The 26,932-nt window shown below is 36.9% G+C and carries 24 protein-coding genes; 12 read left to right on the top strand and 12 right to left on the bottom strand.

Features of this window, described 5'->3' with window-relative positions:
- Positions 1 to 27: 27 nt before the first annotated feature.
- From BM207_RS11950 to BM207_RS11935, 4 genes are read left to right on the top strand one after another with little or no spacing between them, the layout of a single operon-like run.
- Positions 28 to 753, top strand: coding sequence for a hypothetical protein (locus BM207_RS11950; RefSeq protein ID WP_218155050.1), 726 nt, complete (start codon positions 28 to 30; stop codon positions 751 to 753).
- The gene (locus BM207_RS11945) at positions 734 to 3,532 is read left to right on the top strand and encodes a TonB-dependent receptor domain-containing protein (RefSeq protein ID WP_218155049.1); all 2,799 of its coding nucleotides are present in this window, start codon (positions 734 to 736) and stop codon (positions 3,530 to 3,532) included. The genes BM207_RS11950 and BM207_RS11945 overlap by 20 nt, the downstream gene beginning before the upstream one ends.
- Positions 3,533 to 3,551: 19 nt before the next feature.
- Complete coding sequence (locus tag BM207_RS11940) at positions 3,552 to 4,694, top strand: DUF4249 domain-containing protein (protein WP_090994278.1); 1,143 nt, start codon at positions 3,552 to 3,554, stop codon at positions 4,692 to 4,694.
- A gap of 11 nt (positions 4,695 to 4,705) precedes the next feature.
- Positions 4,706 to 7,072 (top strand): hypothetical protein, encoded by a 2,367-nt coding sequence (locus tag BM207_RS11935; protein ID WP_090994276.1) that lies wholly within the window; start codon positions 4,706 to 4,708, stop codon positions 7,070 to 7,072.
- Positions 7,073 to 7,107: 35 nt separating this feature from the next.
- On the opposite strand, the gene BM207_RS11930 is transcribed toward BM207_RS11935, so the two are convergent.
- From BM207_RS11930 to BM207_RS11910, 4 genes are all read right to left on the bottom strand, one after another.
- Positions 7,108 to 7,584 carry a DUF4625 domain-containing protein gene (locus tag BM207_RS11930; RefSeq protein WP_090994275.1) on the bottom strand — a complete coding sequence of 159 codons (477 nt, stop codon included), beginning with the start codon at positions 7,582 to 7,584 and terminating at the stop codon, positions 7,108 to 7,110.
- 16 nt (positions 7,585 to 7,600) lie between these two features.
- Positions 7,601 to 8,308, bottom strand: coding sequence for a DUF4625 domain-containing protein (locus tag BM207_RS11925; RefSeq protein ID WP_177217111.1), 708 nt, complete (start codon positions 8,306 to 8,308; stop codon positions 7,601 to 7,603).
- A gap of 60 nt (positions 8,309 to 8,368) precedes the next feature.
- Positions 8,369 to 10,759: a TonB-dependent receptor gene (locus BM207_RS11920; RefSeq protein ID WP_090994272.1), complete on the bottom strand. Its 2,391-nt coding sequence runs from the start codon at positions 10,757 to 10,759 to the stop codon at positions 8,369 to 8,371.
- Positions 10,760 to 11,288: 529 nt separating this feature from the next.
- On the bottom strand, positions 11,289 to 11,573 hold the full coding sequence (locus BM207_RS11910) for a hypothetical protein (protein ID WP_090994269.1): 285 nt from the start codon (positions 11,571 to 11,573) through the stop codon (positions 11,289 to 11,291).
- Positions 11,574 to 11,723: 150 nt separating this feature from the next.
- On the opposite strand from BM207_RS11910, the gene BM207_RS11905 reads away from it, so the two are divergent.
- The 4 genes from BM207_RS11905 (at position 11,724) to BM207_RS11890 (ending at position 14,854) form a co-directional block, all read left to right on the top strand.
- Entirely contained in the window at positions 11,724 to 12,404 is a 681-nt protein-coding gene (locus BM207_RS11905) for a DUF4397 domain-containing protein (protein ID WP_090994267.1), read from the top strand.
- Positions 12,405 to 12,477: 73 nt separating this feature from the next.
- Entirely contained in the window at positions 12,478 to 13,035 is a 558-nt protein-coding gene (locus BM207_RS11900) for an RNA polymerase sigma factor (RefSeq protein ID WP_090994266.1), read from the top strand.
- Positions 13,032 to 14,210, top strand: a complete 1,179-nt coding sequence (locus tag BM207_RS11895) for a hypothetical protein (protein ID WP_090994264.1) — start codon at positions 13,032 to 13,034, stop codon at positions 14,208 to 14,210. Before BM207_RS11900 ends, BM207_RS11895 begins: the two co-directional genes overlap by 4 nt.
- Positions 14,211 to 14,227: 17 nt before the next feature.
- A complete protein-coding gene (locus BM207_RS11890) occupies positions 14,228 to 14,854 on the top strand; it encodes a hypothetical protein (RefSeq protein ID WP_090994262.1) in 627 nt (208 codons plus the stop codon).
- A gap of 332 nt (positions 14,855 to 15,186) precedes the next feature.
- Here BM207_RS11890 and BM207_RS11885 read toward each other — a convergent pair whose 3' ends face one another.
- Positions 15,187 to 15,411, bottom strand: a complete 225-nt coding sequence (locus tag BM207_RS11885; protein ID WP_218155048.1) for a helix-turn-helix domain-containing protein — start codon at positions 15,409 to 15,411, stop codon at positions 15,187 to 15,189.
- Positions 15,412 to 16,033: 622 nt separating this feature from the next.
- Here BM207_RS11885 and BM207_RS11880 point away from each other — a divergent pair.
- From BM207_RS11880 to BM207_RS11870, 3 genes are all read left to right on the top strand, one after another.
- Positions 16,034 to 17,395, top strand: a complete 1,362-nt coding sequence (locus tag BM207_RS11880; RefSeq protein WP_090994260.1) for a TlpA family protein disulfide reductase — start codon at positions 16,034 to 16,036, stop codon at positions 17,393 to 17,395.
- Complete coding sequence (locus BM207_RS11875) at positions 17,385 to 20,567, top strand: SusC/RagA family TonB-linked outer membrane protein (protein WP_090994258.1); 3,183 nt, start codon at positions 17,385 to 17,387, stop codon at positions 20,565 to 20,567. The genes BM207_RS11880 and BM207_RS11875 overlap by 11 nt, the downstream gene beginning before the upstream one ends.
- Positions 20,568 to 20,644: 77 nt before the next feature.
- Entirely contained in the window at positions 20,645 to 21,940 is a 1,296-nt protein-coding gene (locus BM207_RS11870) for a RagB/SusD family nutrient uptake outer membrane protein (protein WP_177217110.1), read from the top strand.
- 47 nt (positions 21,941 to 21,987) lie between these two features.
- On the opposite strand, the gene BM207_RS11865 is transcribed toward BM207_RS11870, so the two are convergent.
- From BM207_RS11865 to BM207_RS11850, 4 genes are all read right to left on the bottom strand, one after another.
- Positions 21,988 to 22,245: a DUF6520 family protein gene (locus BM207_RS11865; RefSeq protein WP_090994255.1), complete on the bottom strand. Its 258-nt coding sequence runs from the start codon at positions 22,243 to 22,245 to the stop codon at positions 21,988 to 21,990.
- A gap of 123 nt (positions 22,246 to 22,368) precedes the next feature.
- Positions 22,369 to 22,842 carry a MauE/DoxX family redox-associated membrane protein gene (locus BM207_RS11860; protein ID WP_090994434.1) on the bottom strand — a complete coding sequence of 158 codons (474 nt, stop codon included), beginning with the start codon at positions 22,840 to 22,842 and terminating at the stop codon, positions 22,369 to 22,371.
- A gap of 111 nt (positions 22,843 to 22,953) precedes the next feature.
- Positions 22,954 to 23,517, bottom strand: a complete 564-nt coding sequence (locus BM207_RS11855; RefSeq protein ID WP_090994253.1) for a cyclic nucleotide-binding domain-containing protein — start codon at positions 23,515 to 23,517, stop codon at positions 22,954 to 22,956.
- A 42-nt stretch (positions 23,518 to 23,559) separates the two neighbouring features.
- Positions 23,560 to 23,952 carry a hypothetical protein gene (locus BM207_RS11850; RefSeq protein WP_143095950.1) on the bottom strand — a complete coding sequence of 131 codons (393 nt, stop codon included), beginning with the start codon at positions 23,950 to 23,952 and terminating at the stop codon, positions 23,560 to 23,562.
- A 201-nt stretch (positions 23,953 to 24,153) separates the two neighbouring features.
- Between BM207_RS11850 and BM207_RS11845 the strand changes: the two genes are divergently transcribed.
- Entirely contained in the window at positions 24,154 to 24,945 is a 792-nt protein-coding gene (locus BM207_RS11845; protein WP_090994249.1) for a hypothetical protein, read from the top strand.
- Between the two features lie 207 nt (positions 24,946 to 25,152).
- Here BM207_RS11845 and BM207_RS11840 read toward each other — a convergent pair whose 3' ends face one another.
- The 3 genes from BM207_RS11840 to BM207_RS11830 all read right to left on the bottom strand — a co-directional run bounded on the left by BM207_RS11840 (position 25,153) and on the right by BM207_RS11830 (position 26,880).
- Complete coding sequence (locus tag BM207_RS11840) at positions 25,153 to 25,683, bottom strand: ferritin (protein ID WP_090994247.1); 531 nt, start codon at positions 25,681 to 25,683, stop codon at positions 25,153 to 25,155.
- 116 nt (positions 25,684 to 25,799) lie between these two features.
- Positions 25,800 to 26,165, bottom strand: a complete 366-nt coding sequence (locus BM207_RS11835; RefSeq protein WP_090994246.1) for a hypothetical protein — start codon at positions 26,163 to 26,165, stop codon at positions 25,800 to 25,802.
- Between the two features lie 82 nt (positions 26,166 to 26,247).
- Positions 26,248 to 26,880: a DUF4159 domain-containing protein gene (locus BM207_RS11830; protein ID WP_090994244.1), complete on the bottom strand. Its 633-nt coding sequence runs from the start codon at positions 26,878 to 26,880 to the stop codon at positions 26,248 to 26,250.
- Positions 26,881 to 26,932 lie beyond the last annotated feature (52 nt).

Here is a 26,932-nt window from a genome sequence, read left to right as displayed (position 1 = left end):
AAACTAATAGGTATGCATGGGCGTTGGATGCTGTTAATCAAAGTATTTTGTGTGGTTTTTTTTTGCATAAATCCTCTTTATGCCCAAACATCAAAAGAAGCACAACCGAATGGAAGTCCAATTGATAGAGTGGAGGCACTTTTTAAAACAGCCATTAAGCAACATTCCAGACTTTATAACGGGCCATCTTTTCAGAACTACGGTGCAAATGTAATCGGATCGCCCAATTTTCAGGATCAAACAGCTTTCGTAAATGGTTATGTGAAATATGATGGGGTAGGTTTTGATGATATCCCGCTTATGTACAATATTTACGAGGATAAGGTGATCACTTTGTATGGGAAATATGCGATGTTTAGCCTAATTAGCGAGAAGGTGTCTGATTTTTATATTAACAATCACCATTTCAAGTATATAGACGTTACTGACACAACGCGATCTATTATAAAGCCGGGTTTTTTTGATTACATTTTTGACGGCAACATCAAAATATTTGTAAAACGCTATAAAAAGCAACAGATAGGTTTAAAGGATAAAGAAGTGACTTATTATTTCATGCCAAAAACAAATTATTATATAGAAAAAGAGGGAAAATATTATGCGATTGAAAGTGAAAATTCATTCTTAAATCTATTTCCAGATAAAAAGAATGAACTAAAAAAGTATTTAAAAGAGCATAAAATTAAATTTAAGCAAAAGCCCGAGGAAGCCATGGTAGTTTTAGCAACTTATTATGAGAGTTTACACAATTGATCGGCGCCTAAGCTGCATCTTCATTTATTGCTTTCTGTTATTGAATTTTGCAACAGTCTTTGCACAAAATAATGCTAGTCGTAAGCTGGATGTAGATTTTAATCAAGCAACAATTAAAACCATTGTGAACGAGCTAGAATTTAAAAGCGGTTTCCAATTTTACTATGATGCTGCAAGTTTGGATAGTATGCGGTTCACTGCAAAAATAGCACAAAGAACCTTATCGGATGTTTTAAAAAGAATTTTTGAAAACACAGCCGTTAACTTCGTTATCTATAAGAATGAGGTATTTTTGATAAAGGATAAACTGATTAGCCTTGAAATGGGGGAAGGATATTATCCCAACAATGCAAAAGCATCCGATAGTGAGCCGAACAGCCGAAAGCCAATACGTATTGCCACTATAGAGGAAGTGGATAAAATTCTAGAGGCAGTTACACCCAATAAAATTTATGAAATTGGCATTAAAACCAATGAAATAAAAAAGGGAATAGCAACGATCGCTGGTTATATTAGAGATTTAAATACTGGTGCGCCAATTTTTGGGGCAACTATTCATACAGCCGATCTAAAGTATAGCGCTCGTACCAATGAAGCTGGTCTCTATTCCTTAAGCTTACCGAATGGTGCCCATACCTTAATGATAAAAGCAGGGGCGAACAGAGACTCCAAACGCCAAATTATGCTATATGCCGATGGAAGATTGAATATCAATCTTAAAGAACAATATATCGCATTAAAGGAAGTAAAGATTGTTTCCGATAAAACATCTAACACCAAAAGTTTAGAGATGGGAGTAAACAGATTGGACATTAAAACAATTAAAAAAGTTCCAGCTGTTTTTGGAGAGCCCGATATTTTAAGAGTGGTACTTACTTTACCAGGAGTACAATCTGTTGGAGAGGCGACCACTGGATTTAATGTTCGTGGTGGTTCGGCAGATCAAAACCTTATCCTATTAAATGACGCAACGATTTACAATCCCACACACTTTTTTGGATTTTTCTCAGCATTTAACCCTGAGCTAGTTAAAGAGGTGCAACTGTATAAAAGCTCAATTCCCGAGAGGTTTGGTGGACGATTAGCATCGGTATTAGAAGTAGTAAATAGAGACGGAGACAAGAATAAAATAACTGGAAGTGCTGGCATTGGATTGATAACCAGTAGGTTAAATATAGAAGGTCCCATTGATAGTGGAAAGACTTCATTTATTTTTGGTGGACGGGGTACTTATACGAATTGGCTACTTAAATTATTGCCAGACGCCTATAAGAATAGCAGTGCAGACTTTTACGATTTCAATTTAGGCCTAAGCCATAAAATAAATGACAAAAACGAGCTTTCTTTTTCTGGCTATTATAGTAAGGATAACTTTAAATTAAATAGTGATACGGGTTATAATTACAGTAATCGGAACTTCTCGCTAAAATGGAAAAACGCTATTAACCAAAAACTAAATAGTGCGCTAACAGTAGCGACTGATTTTTATGAATATAATATTAGGAGCGATGTAAATCCTGTGAATGCCTATAAACTCAACTTTAACATTAACCAATCAAGTGTTAAGTATGATTTTACCTATGGAGTAGCTGAAAAACATACCCTTAATTTTGGTTTGTCATCCATCTACTATCAACTTCAGCCTGGGAATTTTAATCCTGTGGGTAATGGATCATTGGTTACACCGAATTTGGTTCCAGCGGAACAAGCTTTAGAAAGCGCCCTATTCGTGGGCGATCAGTTCAACCTAAATGCTAATTTTTCGATTACGGCAGGCCTACGTTATTCCCTTTATAATTATCTGGGTCCTCAAAGCGTTAATAACTATGCGCCTGGGTTACCTATAACCGAAGCTAATTTGGTGAATGTTACAACGTATGGAAAAAATAAGTTGATCAAAACCTATCAAGGACCCGAATTTAGGGTGTCTGCTAGATATAATTTTAAGCCAGACCTTTCCATTAAAGCTGCATACAATACGCTGCGGCAATACATCCACCTCTTGTCAAATACCACCGCAATTGCCCCAACAGATGTATGGAAATTGAGTGATCCTAATATTAAGCCTCAGCTTGGCAATCAAATTTCTTTGGGAGTGTATAAAAACTTCGAATCTCAAATGTATGAGACTTCGGTGGAAGTGTACTATAAAACATTGAAAGACTACTTAGATTATAAAAGTGGTGCGAACCTCGTGCTAAACCATCATATTGAAACTGATGTAGTTAATACGAGGGGAAAAGCTTATGGACTAGAGTTTTTCGTGAAAAAGAATATCGGCAAACTAAATGGCTGGATGAGCTATGCATATTCCCGTACACTGTTAAAAATGGATGATTTAACAAATGGGGTGTCTATCAATGGTGGTAATTTTTATCCGGCTAATTATGATAAACCTCATGCGTTTAATTTCATTGGAAACTATAGGCTTAAACATCGGTATAATCTCTCGTTGACCTTGACTTATAGCACGGGTAGACCCATAACTTTACCTGTTGGGAAATATTATTATGCTGGTAGCGAGCGCGTTTATTACTCTGATAGGAACGCTTATCGAATTCCCGATTATTTCCGCTCAGATATTTCTTTCAACATTGAAGGAAACCATAAAGTTAACCAGTTGGCACATAACTCTTTCACTATTGGTTTTTATAACTTAACTGGAAGAAAGAATGCTTATTCAACCTATTTTACACAGGAAGGTGGAGTAATTAATGGATACAAACTCTCCATTTTTGCCTCAACCATACCTTTCATTAATTATAATATAAAGTTTTAACAACATATACGAATATAAAATGAGATTAAGCTATATATTGAAATTTGTGCTGATTGCGGCAGTTTTAAGTAGTTGCAAGGAAAGGTTTAAACCTGATGTTTTGCAGACGAATAGCAATTTGCTGGTTGTTGAGGGCTTTATTAATACTGGAAATGATTCTACTATTATTACATTAAGCAGAACGGTTTTTTTAGATGATAAGCAAGCTATTAAACCCGAAGCAGGTGCGACTGTTATGGTGGAAAGCGAAACAAATGAAACCTATGCATTAATAGAAAAGGGGAACGGCGTTTATGGTGCTCCTTCGCTAAATTTATCGGCTAGTAAGAAATATAGATTAAAGATTAAAACTTCCACTAACACAAATTACTTATCTGATTTTGTGTCGGCTAAAGAATCTCCCCCAATTGATGACGTGACTTGGAAAATTGGAGCTAATGGTCTGCAAATTGCAGTTAATACGCATGACGAAACTCAAAATAGCCGTTATTATCGTTGGGAGTATACAGACACTTGGATCTTCTATGCGCCGTTTCAGTCGGTTTTAATGTTTAACGGGGTTGAGGTTGTAGAGCGGAACTTAACCACGCATCAGATTTTTCAGTGTTGGGGCAATTATAATTCAAGTACCATTCTTTTGGGCTCTACTGCTAAACTTGAAAAGGATGTTATTTTTGAAAGCCCGATCACTTTAATCGACCATCATGCGGAAAGGTTGGGTGAAAAATATAGCATTTTGGTTAAACAATATGCGTTAACAAAGGAAGCTTATCAATTCTATGAGCAACTCAAAAAGAATACGGAAACGCTAGGCTCTATTTTTGATGCTCAACCCTCTGAGATTAAAGGAAATATACACAATGAAAATGTACCGGATGAACCTGTCCTGGGGTACATTAGTGCTGGCACGGTGCAACAAAAACGAATCTTCATAGTAAAGAAAGATTTACCCCCCTCTTTTTTTCTGAAGAAAAATCCAAGGTGTGTGAGACCTCCCTTTGTTGTGATACCTAAAAGCCAAGCCGAACTTGTCGGATTTTTTGCGTCTGGAATTAATATTCCAATAGATTATGCCCCGGAAGGAGGATATTACTCTTCGGGTAGAGAATGCGCTGATTGCACTTTAACGGGGACAAATAAAAGGCCATCATTTTGGCAGTAATAGCTTGATATATGAAGAGAATTTATCCAAAGTTGATTTTACTAAGTGTATTAATGGTTGTTAAGCTATCAGCCAGTGGGCAGGTATTAGAAAAAGTGCAAAGTGCTTTTAACAACTATCAGGATACTTTCCAGGAGAAGATTTTTATACAAACCGATAAGGAACAATACATAACGGGAGAGTTGCTTTGGTTTAAAGTCTATAATGTAGATGCCTTAACCAACAAAACGGTTGATTTAAGTAAACTCGTTTACATAGAAATAACCGATCGTAACAATGTTGCTGTTGCGCAAACAAAGGTGGAACTTAAAAGTGGTATGGCAAGTGGGTCGATGGTAATTCCATCCACGATTGGTAGTGGAAATTATAAATTTAGAGCGTATACAAAGTGGATGCAGAATTATGGGGTTAGCCATTTTTTCGAGAAACAGCTTACTTTGATAAATCCGCTTGTTGCTCCGGAACAGAAAAAGAATGGAAAAGCTGAATATGTAATGCAGTTTTTTCCAGAAGGAGGAGATCTGGTAGAGGGTGTAGCCAATAGTATTGGTTTTAAGGTAGTCGGATTGGACGGAAAGGGAGCTGAGATCAAGGGCGTAATTGTTAACCAGAAAAATGATACGGTAGCTCGTTTCCAATCTTTAAAATTCGGACTTGGTAAGTTTATTTTTACGCCGCTGGCTGATCAAACTTATAAAGCCATAGCGGGTGCGACGAAAAAGGAAATCATCATTAAGGATTTGCCTATTGCAAAGAAACAAGGCTATAATATAATGCTAACAGATGATGACCCTGATTTTCTAAGCCTTACTGTAGCGACTAATGTAAACGCCAATCAAGTATATCTTTTTGCTCATAATGGTAAAAAAACACTATCTGCATCAACGGGTAAACTGAGCAGTGGAAAAGTGATGTTTAAAATTGAAAAAGCCCAATTAAATGACGGGATTTCGCATCTAACTATTTTCAATGAGAATGGGCAAGCCGTAAGTGAACGTTTATATTTTAAAAGACCGGCACAACAACTAAAAATTGAAAGCAAAACAGATTTAACTACATATAGCACTAGGAAAAAAGTGACTGTAGATCTTAGCTTGAAGAACGAAAAGAATGAGCCTTCAAATGCAGATTTATCCATTTCAGTAAGGCAAATTGATTCTCTACAAGGAATCGATCAACAAGATATCTTAAGTTATCTCTGGTTAAGTTCTGAATTAAAAGGGCAGATCGAATCTCCTGCCTATTATTTTTCAAACAATGAGGAAGAAACGAAGAGGGCCTTAGATCATCTTTTGCTCACCCAGGGTTGGAGACGGTTTGCCTGGAATGAGGTTTTAAACAGCAATCCTCCCGTTGTAAAGTTTTTGCCAGAAGTAAGAGGACATTTAATAAATGGTGTATTGAAGGGAGTAAACGGCAAACGAAGAATTAATGAACATGTGTATTTGGGAGTTCCTGGTACCCGACTTCAATTTTTCACCTCTGTAACGGATACCCTTGGTCAGTTCTTTTTTAATACGAAGGACTTCTATGGTACGAATGAGATTGTTATACAAACCAATACAAGAAGTGATACTGTTTCAATCATCGATGTTGAAAGTCCATTTTCTGACCAATCCAGTAAATTTGAATATCCAGAGCTGGTTATCAAACCAAGTTTGTTGAATGATATTCAAACCCATAGTTTGAGTTCGCAAGTTCAAAACGCTTATTTTGCCAATGAGCGGAAGCGATTTAACACTCCGAGAGTGGATACTACGAACTTTTTTGGAAAACCTTATAAAACTTATAGACTTGATGACTATACACGGTTCGATCTTATGGAAGATGTGCTTCGGGAATATGTAAGCGAGGTATTTATCGCTAAACCGCAAAAAGATTATACCATTCGGGTTTTAGGGAAAGCAGACTTTTTAGATGGAACACCTTTGGTTTTGTTGGATGGAGTACCCTATTTTAACATGAACAAGGTAATGGAAATTGATCCTAAAAAGGTTAAGAAGTTGGACATTGTACGCGAGCGCTATTATTATGGCACTGCGGTATTTGATGGGATATTAAACTTCACCAGCTTTAAACCTAACTTTGGAAGTAGCTATATTAACCCGAATGCGGTGGTATTAGATTATGAAGGGATGCAATTACAGCGCGAGTTTTATAGTCCCACTTATGAAACAGATCTTCAGGTAAATAGCCGGTTACCCGATTTTAGAAATGTATTATATTGGTCTCCCACTATAAAAACAGATGCCAGCGGGAAAGGCAGTTTTAGTTTCTTTACTTCCGATCTACCTGGAACTTATATGGGAGTTATCAATGGGTTGTCTGCTAATGGCGTGCCAGGAACGAGGATTTTTACTTTTGAGGTCAGAAAATAAGGCAGATTTTCCAAATGGAAAATCTGCCTGCCAATTTAAATTATTTTAATACTGATTCCCTTCAAGGTTTGCCACCCTTCTTTGTCGGTCAGTTTAATTAGAAAATGATAATCGCCAGCATCAATATCTGCAGGAATTGTGAGCTGATTATTCGCTTCATACATTGTTTGTCCCGCCGGAATTTGAAAAGTTTTAATCAATAAAAAAGGTTTGATAGGAGTTTTTACAGCTTCGGCGGTGCAATTTGATACCTCTGTACTATGAGAATGGTGGTCGAAATTGTGATGAATGTCTAAACTGTAAGACCCGAGTGCTGCGTTATCGGTAAATTTTGCTTTAAATGTAATTGTTTGCCCCCGTGTAAATGTGCTACACTGAATGGGAAAAGCATCTGCAAAAGCAATATCAATTATCGGATATTCGATATCTACCTCGCCTTCATCTTTTTTACACCCAACTGCAAAAATGCCAATGAGATAAAATAAAACAACTAGTTTTTTAAATTTTTTCATGTTATGAAGTCGTTTTTTAGTTTTTGTCGAAGTGTTGTTCGAATTCGTTTTCTTTACCTGCCTGGTCTACAATCTTAAGATGAACATGGTAGTGGCCTTTTGGTGCATCCGTTACATTAACGTGTTTGTGTAAATTGTAAGTAGTTGAACCAACCATTGCGGCATCAGTGTACTCGACTTCTTTTTCATAAGTACCTCCATGAACCTCGACAATGATTTTGGCAATTTTGTTCACAGCGGTAATGTTCGCTTCCAGGTGCAAATCGTTACCGGCGGTATTTAGACCAACCTCAAAATTGGTAGCTTGTGGTAGTGTTGGGTCATATTTTAATTCTAGTTCTGATTCTGAAGTGGTAACCTGTCCTTTTTGATCGGTTAACGTTAAAACTATCCGATATTTTCCAAGCTCAGCATCAGTAGGAATATCTACATGTTCGTGGAATTCTGAGTTTTTGCTGCCAATATAGCCTGCTGTGAATTCCTCGTTAAGTGTCCATCCTGTTGCTGAGATAGGGGTAATGGCAAGCTTTACGCTGGAGATCGTTTCTTTAGCATCGAGTTTAGCTTCAATATGTAAATCGGTGCCTGGAAAAGCTACCTTGCTGTTGGCGGTACCAACTTCCATGTCAGTAATGGTTGGCATTTCAAGAATTTTGTCTTTCTTGCAAGCCGTAAATAGTGCTGCTATTGTAGCCAGCATTAAAAAGAATTTAGTGATTTTCATAGTGGTTGTTTTTGTGTTAATAATTTGCATAATGGATTTTTTAATTTTAATGATGATATATTAATTGTGATTGTGTTTAACTAATTTGAAAGGGATTTTCAAGGACAGTACAATGTCCCTCCCTGCCTCGGGTAGTGCGATTAAGCGGTAAAAGCTGGTATGGTTCATGTATTTTTTATTCGTCAGGTTTTGGGCTTGCAGACTTACCCTAAGCGGTTGATTATAAAAATGTAGGCTCGTTCCAATTTGCAGGTTGATAACTTGATAGCCTTCGGTTTTTTTCTCCGGTGGGACAATGTGGTGCTGCTTGCCAGTTATTCGATAATCTGCAGAGAAATAAGAATCTTTAAATAGTTTAGTGTCTTTTGGAGAATAAGTGAGATTTAACAATAGCGATGGAGGGGGAGAAAAAGGGAGGGTAAATCCTTTTTTGACCCCAGATATTTGCATTGCATAAAGGTATTCACCCAATATTTCGGCGTTTAGGAAGCTTGTTAATTTGTAATTGAATTCAAGTTCTCCACCATAGCGGATCACCTTACTTTGTGCGTACTCAAAAACCTGATTTCCGGCGCCATAGAAGTAATCATAGTTAGCCGTGGGGTTTAGATAGATGTAATTCGGAAAGTAATTGTAAAAAGGACTGATATTTAGCGACCAGCTCCTCTCTTTCCATCCTAAAGTTGCATCCAACTGATATGATTTTTCCGGAGAAAGACCAGGGTCTCCTTTTTCGTAGCTGAAATAATGATAATTTACCCCGTTTGCGCCGAGTTCTTTTGCAATGGGTATTCTGAAGCTTTTGCCAATATTTGCTTTGAAAAATAACTTTGACGGGTTGTAATTTACACCGAGCGACCAAACTAAACTATTGAAATTACGGGTAAGATTCTCTGCCCGAACCAGTTTTTGGGAATCGTTAGATTCAAACCAATCGGTATATTTTGCGAGTTTCATTTTCCCGTAATCGTAACGAATTGCACCCTGGAGTATAAGTGTTTCATTCAGTTTTAATTGGTCGTAGATAAATATGCCAGCAGTATATTGCTTAAATGATGGCACAAGAAAAGTCCACCCGTTTATGAGGTTGTCCTGGAATTCTAGGTTTGTTCCAATGGTGAATTGATGTGCATTTAAAATGAATTTATTGCGGAGGTTCGCTGAGAGTACTTTCTTATCGAACTCACGCTCAAGATCTTTTGGGATTTGGAGGTTGCTAGGGTAATTGGCAGGCATATAGCCATGGTTTACATACTGATTAAATTCTTGCCTAAAATTTCGTTGAAAGCCTAGCTCTAGCTCAATTTTGTGCTGCTCAAATTGGTAAGCCGTTCTATTGATAAGTTTTAGGTGATTTACTTCCTGACTTGGCAATTGGATGTCGCTATTCGAACGATCATGAAATTCAGCAGCTACTTTTCTGGGTTCTAATCCATGAGCATTGGCAAAGAAGCCACTTTTACTATGAACATTACTGAAGTAAAAAACAGTATTTGATTTTTCACCAATTACTCCAGCACTCCAATGTATTCCAGTTTCTTTTCCTGCTGTATTTCTCAGGTAGTTGTTGGTTATCGGTACTTCAAAGTCATAAACGTATACCCGATCTGTCGGTACCCGATAGTCGTCATAATCCTGATAGGTAAACCTGGTGTCAAAGAAGAATTTATCATTTCTTCCGAGTAAGTTGACCGAGGTTCCGTATAAATTGTTGTTGGTTTTCCCAATCAAATCTACATTACCGGCAATTGTATGTTTTAAAGGGGGCCGGGAGGGTTTTACATTTATTACACCAGCAATGGCATCAGATCCATACATAAATGAAGTTGCCCCTTTTAATATTTCAACCTCTCCGGCAGCAAATTGATCAAGCTCGAGGCCGTGATCGGCTCCCCATTGTTGTCCTTCATGTTTGATGCCTTTGTCTACCGCCACCACTCTGTTAAAGCCCAGCCCCCTGATAAGCGGTTTCGACTGACCTGACCCAATACCAATGGTTTTTATACCGGGTAACCGCTCCAGCGTTTTCATTAAGCTTCCCCCTAGGTTACGCTGAATGAAATCCGAGTTAACTACTGCTACATTTAACACTTCCTCTCCTTTTCTAATCAAATTCCGGTTCTCTTTAACAAGTACTTCATCTAGTTGATGGCTTAACGTAGCCAGACTAATGGTTAACGATTGATTTTTGGACTCTAACTTTATTTGTCTGTTTTCATTGAGATATCCTTGTTTGCTAATACGAAGGGAGTAAGTGGCGCCTACGATGCCGCTGAGCACGAATTGACCAATTGAGTCTGTATAAATTTGTCGAGTGCCATTAATCGTCACCCTCGCATCATTGATAGCAAAACCACGGGCACCTGTTACGTGTACGGTGAGCTGAGCTTGCTGGGCAAAAACAAAGGTCTGCAAAAACAGCATGAAGCTGAGGATACTGAATTTCTTCATTATCATAAAAACATAAACTTGCTAACGAAAGAAATAGCCTTTAAAGGAGTTTCTTAGCCATAGCAGGGAAAAAGAAAAGATGTGTGAATTATCAGTAGGTTCGGGCTATGCCGAAATACCGGAGGAGAGATTAGCAGAGAGGGGTTGGGGGACCCTTATTTGTAAAACCGTTTAAGGTAAAAGTGTAATTGCCCGAAATTAAGTTTGTGCAAGTTTTAACAGGCTGTACAATTGGGACAACTAATTCAATTGAGTTCGACATATGAAACTCTTTGAGCTGTTTATGTGCCAGAAAGTCACAAATTTTGCATTGTTCAGCGATGTTGTCTATCACTAACTTGCTATCATTATGAGTGGTGATTTTGGAAGCGTGCGCATGCCAATGGACAACTTGAACAATAGGAAAGGCAAGAAAAAGCAATACCATAAAATAGCTAACCAACTTATGAAGGGCATTGAGTGTATGTTTTTCCTTGTCTTTCATTAATGCATCAAAGTTGCATTTAATTTTTTTAAAATCCAAATTAACCTACCAGCTAGTAAAGCTTAAAACAATGAACGCAATGTTACAAAACGAGATCACCACGGTATAAAAAGAATATTCTTTTAACCTAAAACTATCTTTTATCCAATAAATTAAAGCCGCAACACAGAGGCCGAATTGAGCAAACATAATTGGGATTGTAGCCAGTTCTTGGATAAATCCTATTAAAAAAACATCAGATTTAATGATATAGTTGTTAAGAAGTAGCAGGAGGAAGTATACCGAACTTAACCAACTGGCATGAAATAAAATTTTACTAACTTTCGTCATTTTTGAGAAGCTTTAAGCTAAGCATAAATATCTATTTCTTAAATATAAAAAATAATTTCAAATGCTGTCACGTATGGTTGTTGGTATTCGTTTAATTGTTAAACAGGTTAGCTAGCCGTTAATTATTAATATTAAAAACATAGAACAATTATGCAATACTTTAAAATATCTATAAAAGTAATCCTTCTCGCACTTGTAACATTAACCCTTGCAAGCTGCAAAAAGGATCCTATTGAAAATCCTGCTGTTTCGGCTCTTTCATTTGTAAATGCTGCTGCAGGGGCTCCAGATCTAAGGGTATTTATTGGACAGAATCAGGCAAATAACGACATTTTTAATTTTGGCAAAAATATCGGTTATCTAAATGCTTATTCTGGCGAAAGAGAAGTTTCTTTTTTTCAAGGAAGTGAGAAAAAAGCTACTGGAAAGTTTAATTTGAGAGATGGTAGATTTTATTCTTTATTTTTGGCTGGCAAATGGCCAGAAACAGAATTGGTACTTTTACAAGACAGCTTAACCAGGCCAGCGGCAAATAAGGCTCATATTAGATTTGTTAATATGAGTAAAGACGCAGGGCTCTTGAACCTCGGTTTAACAAATGGTTCGACATTGGTGAGTGAGAAAGCCTATAAAGCGGCGAGCGATTATATTGAGGTTAATGGGAATGCTGCCTATACTTTTGTAATTAGAAACCATGCTGCGCTTACCGATACGGTTAGTATTCCGGCTGTAAATTTAGAGGCAGGTCACAGTTACACAATTTGGGCAAAAGGACTAAAAACCGAAGTAGGGAATGATGCACTTGGAGTTGCTGTTATCAAAAACTATTAAAATAAAACAGTTAATCAATTTATATTATAATCTTAACCATTGCCTAAAAGGCAATGGTTTCTAATGTTTAAAAGTGCAGAAAAAGGAGCCAGACCTAAGACGAATTATCGAAGGTTGTGTGAATAAAGAGTTTTCATGTGAACAGCTGCTATATAAAACCTTTTATGGTTATGTTTCTGGCGTGGCTTTTAGATATTTAAAGGAAAGGGAAATGGTGAGAGAGGTTGTAAATGATGTGTTTGTAAAGATTTTCAATAAGATCTCTACTTTTCATTTTGATGGCGAAGAGCCTGGACTTTCAAAAGTTTTTAAAGGATGGATTGGGAAAATTACTGCCAATTTAGCAATTGATAGGTTTAGGGCACAGAAGCAGATTTTGTATGCGGAAGAGGTTCCCGAAGAGAGTATTTTAGAAATGTCGGTACAACCGTCAGACAGGTTATCGTATAATGATATTATGAATTTATTAAATCATTTGCCTCCTATTCAACAAGTGATATTCAATATGCATGCCATAGAAGGATTTTCGCACGAAGAAATTGCAAAAGAGTTAAATATGCTGCCCAATACTAGTAGGGTGTACTTAAAGCGGGCAAGAGAAAAGTTGATTACCTTGTATCAAGCAGGATGAAAAAGAAAATAGAAGAAGAGGAAGCGTTTTTTAATCAGGTAGAGGAAGTTCTTCAAGGCCACGAGGATGCTTATGAGGTTGGTGCGTGGGAGGAATTTGTGGTGACTAGGAAGAAGCGGATACGGAAATGGCCTGTGTATGCCTGGACTGCAGCTGCAGCGGTTTTGCTGCTCTTAAGTTTTGGATTGTTTGAAGTTATTAAAAAAGATCCGTTACAAACCAAGGATTCCCTTGTGAAGAATGAAGTGCAAACTCCTAAGAGGAATAGCGAAAGTGAATTTAAAGCAAATAATGATAATTTAATAGTGGAGGAAGAGGTAACAATCGCACATAAACAGGATGGAAATCCTAAGCGAGCTGCTGAAAAATCTATTGTTCCGATTATCAGCAAGGTAGATCCGCCTATTATTGCCGTAGCCCAAAACAAACCGGCAGAAAATTCTTCTCTGGTACCCGATTATACGCCTAAAGATGTTGCTGTCACAGGTTCACTGACTGATAAATTAGCGGAAAATTCGACCGTGCGTGCTGGCACCTATGATAGTTTAATGAACCGCAATCGTGTGGCTAACGTTGATGAAAAAAGTACTAAGAAGCTTTCTTATGCGCTGGTAGTTTCGCCTGCAATAGGCAATCAGAAAATGAATTTCGGTGGGGGAATGGAGCTTTCCTATAAATTAGGGCGCCATTTGTCCATTAGTAGTGGACTGATGTATACAGCCATTACGGCTAAATCTGATGGAAGTTCTCTAGTCGCTTCCTCTAATAGCATTGCGCAAGATGCAAATTTGGCCTTAACGGGTATCGAATTACCATTGGGTATTCAATATCACACTAAGGGTGGATTTTACGCAGCCGCCGGTGTTTCGGCCTTAGGCCTCATCAATGATAAGTTGGAATATACTTATTCTGCTGAAGGACTGGCCTCCATGCCGCAGTACGCTGCCGGCAGTAGAAATGAAGTATTGGTAGCAGTTAATGAGAACCAGACCGAAAAAAGTATAGAGCCATTGAACAATTACATGGGATTTTTTAATTTTTCTGCAGGAAAGAAGCAGAATTTCGGTAATGTAAACTTAAATATAGGACCGTTCGTGAAGGTTCCTTTTTCGAGTGTAACTTCCGAGAAAATTAGATTATTACAAGGAGGAGTTAAGATTAGCATCGAGTTTTAACTAAGAGGCTAATAAAAATGGCGCAAAATAGAGTTAATCCGTTCGGAAACATCATTGAGACGAGTGCTCGTGGTACTTGGCTTGGAAATCGGGGACAATTACATGGTAATGGAAAAACAATATTACGGCCATTTAAACATCAAGCTTGGATTATCTGCTTGCTCCAATTTAAAGATAGACAGCGACAAATTATGGCTCCAAACCTATGGACGGAGTTATTTTTCTTAGATGAAGCTACGGCCCTTGCCGCGGGGCACAGACCTTGTTTTGAATGCCGACGGGCCGATGCAAACCGTTTTAAACAAGCATGGCTTTCGGGAAACCCCCATTATGGGTATGACCGCAAAACAACGATTGGTAAGATTGATGCAATTTTACAGCGGGAACGCATTGATGTCCATCAGCAGAAAGTGACCCATACAGCCCTTATTTCAACACTACCAAACGGAACCTTTGTTGCTATTGCACAAAAGGCTTATTTATTAGTTGATGAACAAATCTTTCAATGGACTCCGTCGGGTTATTTAAACGGCAAAGAAACCTTAAATATTACAAGCGTAGCGGTGCTAACTCCTCAATCAGTTGTGAATGCATTAAGGGCTGGATACCTCCCGCAAATGAGCCATAAACAAAGCGATATTTAATTAAACCAATTTTTGATTTTTTCCATTAAGTTTGGCCGTTTTTTTTGTGGGCTTTCGGGACCTAAGAGAAATCCGTAAGGCTGCAATGAGGGGTAATTGTCGCATATTATTTTGATCATACCCAGTAGTGGCACAGCGAGAATCATCCCGGCGATTCCCAAACAAACTCTCCTAGTAAGATAGACATGATGGTAAACAAAGGATTTATGTTGACCTGTTCCCCCACAATAAGAGGTTCCAAGATATAAGTTTGAATAAACTGGACTAATAAGTAGGGGATTACTTTGCCAAGCTGGAATAACATTTCGCTAAGAAAAATGTTTAGCAGAAAGCTATTTGCTGAAATCCAATAGTTCGTCGAGTGTAACGTTTAAGGCTTCAGCAATTAAGACCAGGTTGTATGCGGTTGGGTTGGCGCCATTAATTTCGTAGTTGTTAACGATCTGTTTGTCTTTGAAACCAATTTTAGTGGCGAGTTCTGCCTGCGAAAGTTTCGCTTCTTTTCTGAGTTGGCGGATGCGTTTAGCTAGCTTTATTTTGAAGATTGCTATGGGCATTGGTTGCATTGTGCAAACTGTTGATAATTAGGGTAAAATAAGTCAATATAAATATTGACTTATCTAAAAAATTTATTACATTTGATTTATAATCAGGTATTAATTAAAGGAGTCTCGCTTGCTAAATTTCGACAATTGCAATTGAACGGGACAATAGATTAATGCCCATGGCAATATTTTGTGTATTTTGCACACACTATAGCGCTATGGGCTCTATTGTAATTCCGTTTCAAGGGTCGTCGAAAACCTAGCAAGATGGTATTTAGGGCCCGCTATGGTGTTTTATATATCAGAGACTCGTATAACCGATACGAGCTATGAAAAAACTAACCAAATCTGTAATCATTTTTATCTTAAGCTTTTTAAGAAAAGCTAGGTTTGGTTTTTGTTTTTCAGTTAATCACAACTCCACTTGTCCTTTTAACAGGCTTTATGCGCTAAAGCCTAAAAATCCTGTTTAATAAAAATACAAGCAGGCGGCAAGGCAATATCATTTTAGTTAGTAATAGTTAGGTACTTTAATAAAGTGCTGCCTGCTTTTTATTGTCAAAAATTTATCGATTAACTAAACCATTTCGACTGGCTTTTTACAAAGTTAGTTGAAGAACCAAATACAAACCATATGATGAAAAAAATAACGGCATTATCCGTACTGGCACTGCTTTGCCTAAATTTTTGTGTGAATGCGCAAGAAAATAAGGCAGTAGATGTGATTAAACGCGGGCTACAGATTGGACAGATGGTGCCAGAAGTAAAGCTTACCAATCTCTATAATTATAAAAGTACTACTGCTAATCTATCAGATTTTAAAGGAAGACTAGTAATACTCGATTTTTGGGCAACCTGGTGCCAGCCTTGTGTAGCTATGATACCCCAAATGGATAGCTTGCAGAAAGTTTTTGGAAATAAAATTCAGTTTATTTCCACAACCTATCAAACGGCAAATGAAGTAATACCTTTTCTGAAGAAATTTGAAAAACAGCAGGGTCGCCATTTCAGTATTCCTGTTTTAACCGACCAAAAGGAGCTAAATGCATTATTTCCACATGTTTACCTGCCGCACTATGTGTGGATAGATGGAGAAGGCAAAGTGATTGCCATCACTGATCATAAAGAAATTAACGCTAAGTCTATCCAAGAGGCACTTTTACGTCAGACCTCAAGTTTTCAGAAAAAAGCTGACATGCAGGTTGCTTACGATCCAAGATTACCTTTAGTAGCTTCTAGTGATTTAGGTGCAGTTAATAAAATCTATTATCAATCATTACTTACGGGTTTTATTGACGGTTTACATAGTGGTTATAATACCAGGTATACCATTAAGAGTGATTTGCCGCGAAAAGTAACTTTTACAAACATTAGCATTGAAACTCTTTTTTCTGTTGCTATGGGAGAACAGATTAGGTATTTCCGTAGAAATCAAATGATAGTTGAACTAAAGGACACACTGGCTTTTGGAAGGGTGCCTAAGTCACTAACCTATAAAGAATGGCGGAAAACAAATGCTTTCTGTTACGAATTGATTGTTCCCAATAATTTGAGGCTTGATGTATTTAAAATAATGACGGAGGATCTGCGTAGGGTTTTTAGCCAATATATAGTAGGGTTTGAAAAAAGAAAGGTCAAATGTTTAGTGCTTACCAAAACAGCCGACTTTGGTAAAATAGACATCAGTAAACTAGTACCTGTTTCTCCTGACGATAATAAACTCAAAAAATTTGCAAATGTAACGTTCACCAAATTTATATATCACTGTAATAGTTTTTATATGCAGCATAGTAAGTTGCCTGTTATAGATGGAACTGGTTATTTGGGAAAAGTAAATATTGAACTTACAGGTTTCGAAAATGTAAATAAAATTAATTTGGAACTTGCCAAATATGGTTTAGCCTTTGTTGAAAAGGAAGCAGAAATTGATATGCTCGTTTTCAGAGATAATCCTTTATATGTAGCAAATAAAACCCCGAGTAAAGATGAAAAATAGCCTAATAATTATTCTTTTGGTAGGTCTGTTTCAGTCTGCCATTGCTCAAAAGACGATGGTCTTTAACGGAACAGTTAAATCAGCAACGACCAAACTTCCTTTAAATGAGGTTAATGTTGCTATTGCTGGAAGTCAGCAGGTGATTGTGACAGACAATTCTGGGAGGTTTAGTATTTCAAGTTTAGGTAATGAATGGCTTACTTTTACCCATTTTGGATACAAATCGTTAACAGTTCGGCTTGGAACAGATCCTAATATGCCCATGCAAATAGAAATGGTAGAAACTGAACAACAGCTTCAGGAAGTTGTGGTCAATAGTGGATATCAACAAATCCCTAAACACCGGGTAACAGGTTCTTATTCGCAACTCAACAACCAATTGTTGACGCGAAAGGTATCCTCAAACATTCTGCAAAGTTTGGAAGATATGGTGCCAGGTTTGGCATTTAATAGATCGGGTTCGTCTGTAGACCGGTATTCGATTTCAATTAGAGGCACAGCCACTATTAATTCAAGTAATAATCCACTAATTGTGATAGACAATTTTCCATATGATGGAGATATAACCTCTATTAATCCTAATGATGTAGAAACCATCACTATCCTAAAAGATGCTTCAGCTGCCTCTATATGGGGTGCTAGGGCTGGGAATGGTGTGATTGTCATAACCACAAAAAAAGGTATGAATGGGGAACCTATTGTATCTACCACCGCAAATTATACTATTGGAGAACGGCCAAATCTTTTCTATAACAGTAGAATGAACTCGGGCGACTACATTGATGTTGAAAAAATGTTATTTGGGAAGGGTTACTATAATGCGGCTATCAGTTCCATTAACAACCAGCCTTTAACCCCGGCAGTTGAATTAATGTTGGCGCACAAAAATGGCAAAATCTCTGAGTCTGAAATGAACCAAGGTTTGGATGCTTTGAAAAAGATTGACTTAAGAAATGATTTGAGTAGCTATTTGAATCGTAATAATGTATCACAACAATATGCAGTTAACCTTAAAGGGGGAAGTATTTCAAATAATTACTTCCTGTCATTTGGTTACGATGGGGAATTAGCTAATTTGGTAGGTAATGAAAATAAACGGATCACGCTAAACGCTGCTACCAACTATCTATTTTTTAAAAACAAATTGGAGTTGTCTAATAGCTTTAATTATTCAAACAATAATGGTCAGTTAAATAATCCAGGTAATTTATATTTTAGTGGAGCAACCGAGCTTTATCCGTATGCCAGATTGGTTGATGACCATGGAAATACGCAAAATGTTATCAAAAATTACCGTGCCTCTTTTGTGGAAAGTGCTACACAGAAAAAATTGCTCAGCTGGAATTACAATCCGCTTGATAATATTGGTCTCTCGGATAGAAATACTGGTCAGCAAGAATATCGTTTCAATACAGGATTAAAGTATAAATGGAATCAGGATTTAAATTTTGAACTCCGGTATCAATTTAATAGAAATGATACACACGATTATACTTTAAATAGTGAAAAAAGTTACTACGCCAGAAATTTGATCAACAACTTTACGCAAGTTGCCGCTGATGGTAAACTAACTTATAATGTTCCGATTGGAGGTATTTATGAAAAGACTATGGGCAAGCTTGAGGGGCATTATGCCAGAGCTCAACTTAACTATAACAAAACATGGAATGATATAAATAACATCACTGGGATAATTGGGACAGAAATTAAGGATTTAACTACCATAACAAACAGTTATAATCTTTATGGATATGACAGTGAGCACGCCACGAGTAGAGATGTTGATTATTTAACTCCTTTTGAACAATTGGCTTATCCTGGGCTTTTAGTAAGTGTTCCAAGTGGTGTAAGTAGTACTGAGTTAAGTGAGCGATACTTATCCTACTTTACAAATATTGTTTACAGTTACAAAAATCGATATACGTTTTCTGGGAGTGCTAGATTGGATCAGAGTAATTTATTTGGTGTAGATTATAACCAAAAGGGAGTTCCGCTTTATTCATTAGGAGCAGCTTGGAATATTTCATCAGAACCATTTTTCAAATCTAAGGTTGTAAATCATTTAAATTTGCGTAGCTCATTTGGGTATAACGGAAATGTAAATCGCAGCTTATCTGCTTATACAACTGCAAGATATTCTAATGGTAGCACTAGCGCCAGTTTATTGCCTTTTGCGGTAGTTGAAAATCCGCCAAACCCTTCTTTAAGATGGGAACGGGTTAAAATTATAAACTTAGGAGTAGACTTTGGCTTGTTTTCATCACGGATAAATGGAACCATTGATATATACCGTAAGAATGGAATTGACTTAATTGGAGCAATTCCATTTGACCCTACCACGGGTATTAAAACTTTCAATGGAAACACGGCCAATACGAAAGGACATGGGATTGATTTGTCCATTAACAGTAATAATATCGTTAGTGCTAGTTTTATATGGAATACGAATTTGCTCATGGCCTTTAACCGTGAAAAAGTAAGCTATTATGGTGCCAATGCCACGGTAGATAGCTACCTGCAATTTGCGGGTATTCCTAAAACAGGTTTTCCGATATTCAGCGTTTATAGTTATGATTGGGCAGGACTAGACCCTTTAACTGGTGATCCGAGAGGCTACTTGGATGGCGTGCCAAGCAAGGATTATGCAAAGGTAATTAGTGGCATAACACCAGAAAATTTGATTTTCCATGGTTCGTTAAGGCCTGATTTTTTTGGTACGATCAGGAACAGTTTTACTTTCAAGAATTTTACTTTATCGGCAAATATCTCTTATAAATTTGGACATTATTTTAGGCGACAATCCATCAGATACAATAACGTACTGACCGCTAAAGGTGGGCATGGGGATTACAGCTTGAGATGGCAAAAAGCAGGCGATGAACTGATAACTTCTGTTCCCTCTATGCCTACTGCACTTAACAATTCGAGGGACAACCTTTATCTTTATTCTTCGGTTTTAGTTGAAAAAGGAGATCACATCCGGTTAGCGGATGTTAGATTTAGCTATGCTGTAAAGAAAACTCTCCTTGGTGTTAAAAACCTTGAATTGTATGCATATGCGAGCAACCTAGGTATTATATGGAAGGCTACTAAATTTGCCATAGATCCGGAATATTTTAATATTGCACCTCTAGGGAAATCAATTGCAATGGGCCTTAAACTTAATTTTTAAAAGAAATGATTAAAAAATATACACAACTTCTAATAGGGATTTGCTTATTATCCTTATTTGCTTGTCAAAAAGATTTTTTGGACAAGAAACCAAATAAAGCCTTGTTGATTCCGCAGAAATTAGCAGATTTTCAAGCTTTGCTAGATAATATAACGATGAATCGTGTGCCAGACTTGCAACATATAGCAGCTGATGATTGTTTTGTAGATGATGGAGGTTTTAGTTCCTTAGATATAATAAGTCAGAATGCCTATATCTGGTCGCAAGATACTTATCAAAATATACCGATCATCAGTGGCTGGAATACTCCTTATTCCCAAGTTTTTTATTGCAATATTGTATTAGATGGTTTAGAGAAGATTAAGGATACTGAAACAGATAAAGTTGGGATGGGTCAAATACATGCCTCAGCATTATTTTATCGTGCATTTGCTTTCTTTAACCTGTTACAGGTTTTCGCTGCACCTTATGGTGGTGGAAATGAAAATTCACTATTGGGAGTTCCAATCAGGCTGTCTGCCGATGTGAATGAGGTGGTTCCGCGGTCAAATCTTAAAGAGAGCTATGATCTGGTGGTTAAGGACTTAGAACGCTCAATTGAGTTATTCTCAACTGGAGGATCCGCAAAATCGAGGCCATCTAAAGCAGCTGCTCAAGCATTACTTGCACGTGTGTATTTAGCGATGTCTAATTATAAAATGAGTAAGCAATATGCTTCAATAGTACTAGCAAGTAATGAGAAATTACTTGATTATAATCTTTTAGACTCTACTTCTACACGACCATTACCTAATCCTTTGCTTGCTGTTAATGATGAAGTTATCTTTTATGCAACTATACTAGATCTAACTTTCACTGGTTCATCTGTTGTTTGCATCGACTCTTCTTTAACTGCTTCTTATGGAAATGGGGATCTTAGGAAACCAATGTTTTTTCGAAAAAACGGAAAATATTGGTCGATGAAAGGGAACTATTCAGGCGCAAGGCAATATTTTAATGGGTTGGCTACTGACGAAATGATTTTAATTCAGGCAGAGTGTTTAGCAAGGGAAGGAGCTGTGGAAGAAGCTATGGCTAATTTAAATAAGTTATTGGTTAAAAGATGGAAAAAGAACCAATTTGTTCCACTCACTGCCATAAATCAAAAAGATGCGCTAAGTAAGATATTAGCAGAGCGGAGGAAGGAATTAGTTTGTAGAGGCTTAAGGTGGTCTGATTTACGCAGGTTCAATTTAATCAATGAGGATAAAATTACTATGAAAAGAAATATATTAAATAAAGAGTATCAACTGCTTCCTAATGATAAACGCTATGTTTTCGCAATTCCTAACGATGCTGTAATATTGGGGGGATTAATTCAGAACGAAAGATAATCAATAAAGGAGGCTGTTAGTTAGACAGCCTCCTTCTTACCCGGATATTAATCTGGAAGATATTCTCCTAAAACGGTATCAGTGCCATTTTCCTCCGGTGTTGGATTTGGATGGTCAAATACTTCACTGCAGATTTCAGTCTCCGCTTCATTACAAGAATATCCAGGTATCGCTGCTACCCATTCTCCTCCAACACGATAATAAGTATAACTTGTTTTCTCAGCTTTAAAAGCACTTTGGGTAAACACTAAACCTAAGCCTACTACTAAGGCAAACGCTGGTAACAATTTTTTTAAATTTTTCATTGTAATAGACTGCTATTTTGCATTTGAAAAAGCAGACGAAAAAGTTGGTTTTAAAATTTTAAGATTGATTTTTATATAGCCACTATGGTAGGCTTAATACCTGCTTTTAAATGTTCCCCGAACTTAAAAAAGCATTGTAGATTTATTCCTTATTCTTTTTTTGCTGTGCGCTGGGAAACGAGCCAAGAAAATCCCTAATCCGCTAAGTAATAAAAAGAAGATATTAAACCATAAATGCATTTGCCAGCTCATTTCTTTTAATACGCCACCACAGCTACAAGGTGTCCGCTCGTAAAAGCCTAGCAGTACCAAAGCAATATAGCCTGTAAACAAAAACATTAATAGGGTAGAGAGCATTAAACCAGCGTAACGGGTTTTGCGAAATAGCAAGAGAGCTGCTGCGGTAAGTTCACTAATGGGGATAAACCAAAATAAAAATGTAGCTGTGCTATTCCCAAAAGTTTGATTATCCAGCTGTTTTTTAAATTCTGTGAGATCAGACAGCTTACTAAGGGCGGTATAAATCCACAGAAAAACCAATATTGTACAGGTATAAATAAGTATTTGTTCTTTATGATCTAGTAAAAACGATTTCATATTTTTCATAGTTAAATGAGACAGATCAAAACTAACTCCAATACATTAGGCTTGTAACTGATATTGGGAAGTAAAAAAGGCAGACAACTATCAGTAAACCATTAGTGAACTTTATAACAGGTTATTGTAATGGCGTACAAAATTATCGTAGGGGATATGGCAATAATTGGCCATGTCTTTTTTTCTGATATAGGAAAGAAGAGGGCGGTAGTGCGCTATAAAAAGTTGTATTCTTTTGGTGGCCAATCTTTCTTCGAGTAAATTAAATCTAAAATCTATTCCTTCTTGATAATTGGTTAAAGCGGCATCATATACCGGTTTTAGTTCCTTGTAAATTAAGAATAGGGCAAGTAGGCTTTCAAAATCTAGATAGGCGATTGTAGTACCGGTAATAGCCTTTAAAAAGCGATTCTGATTATATCCTGTTGTAATGATAAAATTTTGGCTATCGATAAAATTCACGATAGCTGGTTTCTTGCGGGCTTGGATATCATGTTCTTTCATTAATCCATTGATCACATAAGCTAAGCTGCTATTTTCTCTATTAAAACGTTCATCTTTTTTTAGCACCACTAGCTTAAGTCGTGCGGAAATTTGAGCCCAAGCCTCGGGCCTTAACGCTGCATAAGTAGCTATTTTTAGTTTGATGGCCACTAAGGGAAAGTCTAACTCCATATATTAAATAAAAACCCTGTCTGCTTAGCAGGCAGGGTAAGTTTAGCTGATATAAGTCACCGCTATTTCAACCTCCCCATTTACGTCATAGGTGCCGTCGCTATGGCTTGTAACGGTTATGCTGCTTTTCGGTTCAAAGAGCTTGTCTTCTTCAGGAATTGGAGCACTGCTTTTTTGCTGATGCTGAATTAAGGTGATTAACTTTTTATACGCTGCCCCTAATTGGATCTTGCAAGCCAAATCACTTTTGGCTGTTTCACTTAGCTGATTAAAAAAAGTAAGCTGCGCTGTAGTAAGTTCCAGATGTGCTAATGACCAAGCTTCGAAGTTGGTATTCATTGTTAGGATCTCTTCATTAAATTGAAGTGGGGGTAGCTTATAGAGCCACTGCTGTAAGGCTAAAATACCGGCGGGTGTGAATGGTTGTTTCTCCATTTTTACGAAAATTAATTGAGCCAATGTATTTTAGCTCAAATCGAAAGTAATGCCTTTTGATGTGTTTAAAGGGCATTTTTAGACGGAGCTTTACCAAGCGGTAACATCTTTTTTGATGAACGGTACATTATCCATTTCAATAATTTGATTATTTATTTATTTAGGCTACGTTTATGAACATATCTTTAAATCCCGATTAAAATGTTAACTAGAAAAAGAATTTACCACTTGTTAATTCGTGTGTTTGTTGCTTTATTGGCTTCCCATTTTGTGGTTGTGCATGGCACCAAAAAGTCCTGGTTAGAATTGTTTAATAAGGGCTACTATTACGCTTCACTATTTTACAGTATGTTGATCGCTTATTTATTGATTGAATACATTTATATGGTAAGCCGAATAATAAACAAAGTCTTTGATGAACATGGTTCAGCTGCTAAGCGACTGAAGTACCAATTCATTTTCGGGTTTTTTTTTGCATCAGTTAATGCATTTTTACTCGCAATGATTCTATTCTGGATTAAGGATGAAAATATATTCACCTCTGGCTATTTTAAGAACCTATTTGTTTATATTCTACTTTTTATATTTACAATAAATGTGGTTTATTTATTGTACTACGAGTATGTAAAAGTACCGAAGATCCGCTATCAAATGATAGAGATAGACCCTGCAATGATGGGCTCTTTACGTAGTAGTGCACTTGAAGCAAACTTACCTGCTATCATTTACCATGAAAATAAAATTTGTTTTGCAGTGGATTTCAATGGTGTGAAAACTATTTGGCCCCATACAATAGCTGAATCGATGGGTTTTCTGAACCCTGCGGATTATTTTCAGATTAATAGAAAAGATATTGTGCACCGCGCAGCAATTGTGTCATTTAGTTCGTACCAATTACGATTTCTTAAAATAGCACACTGTATACCGAGTGCTAAAGAATTGATCACCAGTAGAAGGAAATCGGTAATTTTCAAAGAATGGTTGTCTGGCTAGGTTTATCCATTTGGACAATTATCGCACCTTTTCCCTTTCAGATACTTCTCACAGCATTCTTTTTTCTTTTTCTTCTTTTTTTTATCTTTATCCTTGTTCTTTTTGTCTTTTTTTGACATAATGTGAATATAACGAAAAAAGGGAACATTTTGACAATCATATAAAGATTGTCAAAATGTTCCCTTTTTATTAAATGTGACCGAGTGATTAGGCTTCAGCCGAATAGTTGATCTGACCAACATGTTTGTCGATCTGCCATCTGCCCGTTCCCTCTTCACCAATTACATCGAACAATTCGAGCGCACGACGAGCTTTGTATTCTTCTTCTCTTTGTTCTCTAAAGAACCAGTTTAAGAATTCTAACGTTACGTAATCTTGTTCTTTATGGCATCGTGCAGCAATGTTTTTAATAGATTGGGTAACACTAATCTCTTGATCCAGTGCTTCTTCAAAAACCTCACGAAATGAGTTATATTCTATTTTAATGTTGGTTATTTCTGGTGAAATGGCTGTACCGCCCATATCCAAAACATATTTATAAAATTTAAGTTGGTGCATTCTTTCCTCTTCAGACTGCTTAAAAAAGTAGTCGGCAGAAAAATCGTATCCATTGCGATTGCACCAAGATGCCATTGAAAGATAAATAGCAGAAGAATGAGCTTCTTTTTTAATTTGCTGGTTAATAAGTGCTTCTACATCTGATGAAATTAAGCACTTCGCGCGTATAATGTCTTTCATTTTCTTTGATATTTAGTGGTATTAATATATCAAAAATAGTGCTATAAAAGTTAGATAACGAATTTAAAGCCAATATGGAACTATTCTAATTCTAACTAAGAAAGAGGGGGAAGGAACTAGATGATAATTCTATAAAGGCGATCGTAAATGATATGATTAAGCTCAAGCATGGTAAAAGTACCCTGGAGTAACTCTTTTAGCTTAATAATTTGGATAAGCGATAAGACATAACAATGATCACAAGCGCAGATGAAAATGATTTCTAAATCAGCAGATTTAGTACTGTTCAAAAGCAGATCTTCAATATCAATTTGATAAACAGCTTTTTTTAATTTTAACAAATTGCGGTAATCAAATCGAGCTAACTTACCTGCAAAATCTATATACCAGCAATTTTCGCTATCAGATTGATAAATGGCACCATTATGAGTGCTAAACACTTCGGTAAAAACGGCAGAAGGTATTGGTAAGGTTTGCTGCATTTTAGCTATTTGCTTGTGGCTACAAAGATGCAAACTATTTAGACTAATTACAAATTAAAATACAAATTTGCTAAGGGAGACTTTAACTTGCATTAACGCCCATTGCATACAAAATGATATTCACTCCAAATTTGGTGTTATCTTCAGCTAAAAAACGCTTGTTTTTATAGTCATAGTCCCATTCGCATCCATAATCTTTATTACTATACAATACCCCAATTCTGTTGTTGATGGTCACCGCTTTTAAATAATCGTGAACGAGATCGTCGCCCCAGCCATTAAGCTCGAAGGAAGTAGTAGGGGGACCTTTTTCAAATTTAAAGAAGGCGCTGTATAGCGGGTGGTTATTAGGGATTTTTTTTAGCGATTGTGCGCCGAATAAATTGCTCATTTGTGCCTCAAATGATTTGGCAAAAAGGCCATCTATGTCATGATTACAATCGTCTACGAAAACGAATCCGCCGTTTTGTACATAGGTTTTAAAATTTGTCGCTTCTTGCTTGCTAAATTGAACCAATTTATGCCCACTTAAATAACAAAATGGATAGTTGAACAAGTCATTGCTGCTAAGTTCCACAATTTTTTCCTCCTCATTTAAGGGAATGGTGGTATACTCTAAAAGTGAATTCAAAAGATTTGAAGGCATCCGCTGATCCGTATCCCAATCTCCAGAGTTATATTTTATCCTCGCAAAAGTAAACTTGGCGCTTTGCATCGTTCTAAATTAGTGTCAATTTTTGTCATTTCAGATTTTTAACTTACATATC

Origin of the sequence: Pedobacter insulae, assembly GCF_900113525.1 — a bacterium.
Lineage (GTDB): Bacteria > Bacteroidota > Bacteroidia > Sphingobacteriales > Sphingobacteriaceae > Pedobacter > Pedobacter insulae.
This window is presented reverse-complemented; position numbering and strand designations above follow the sequence as displayed.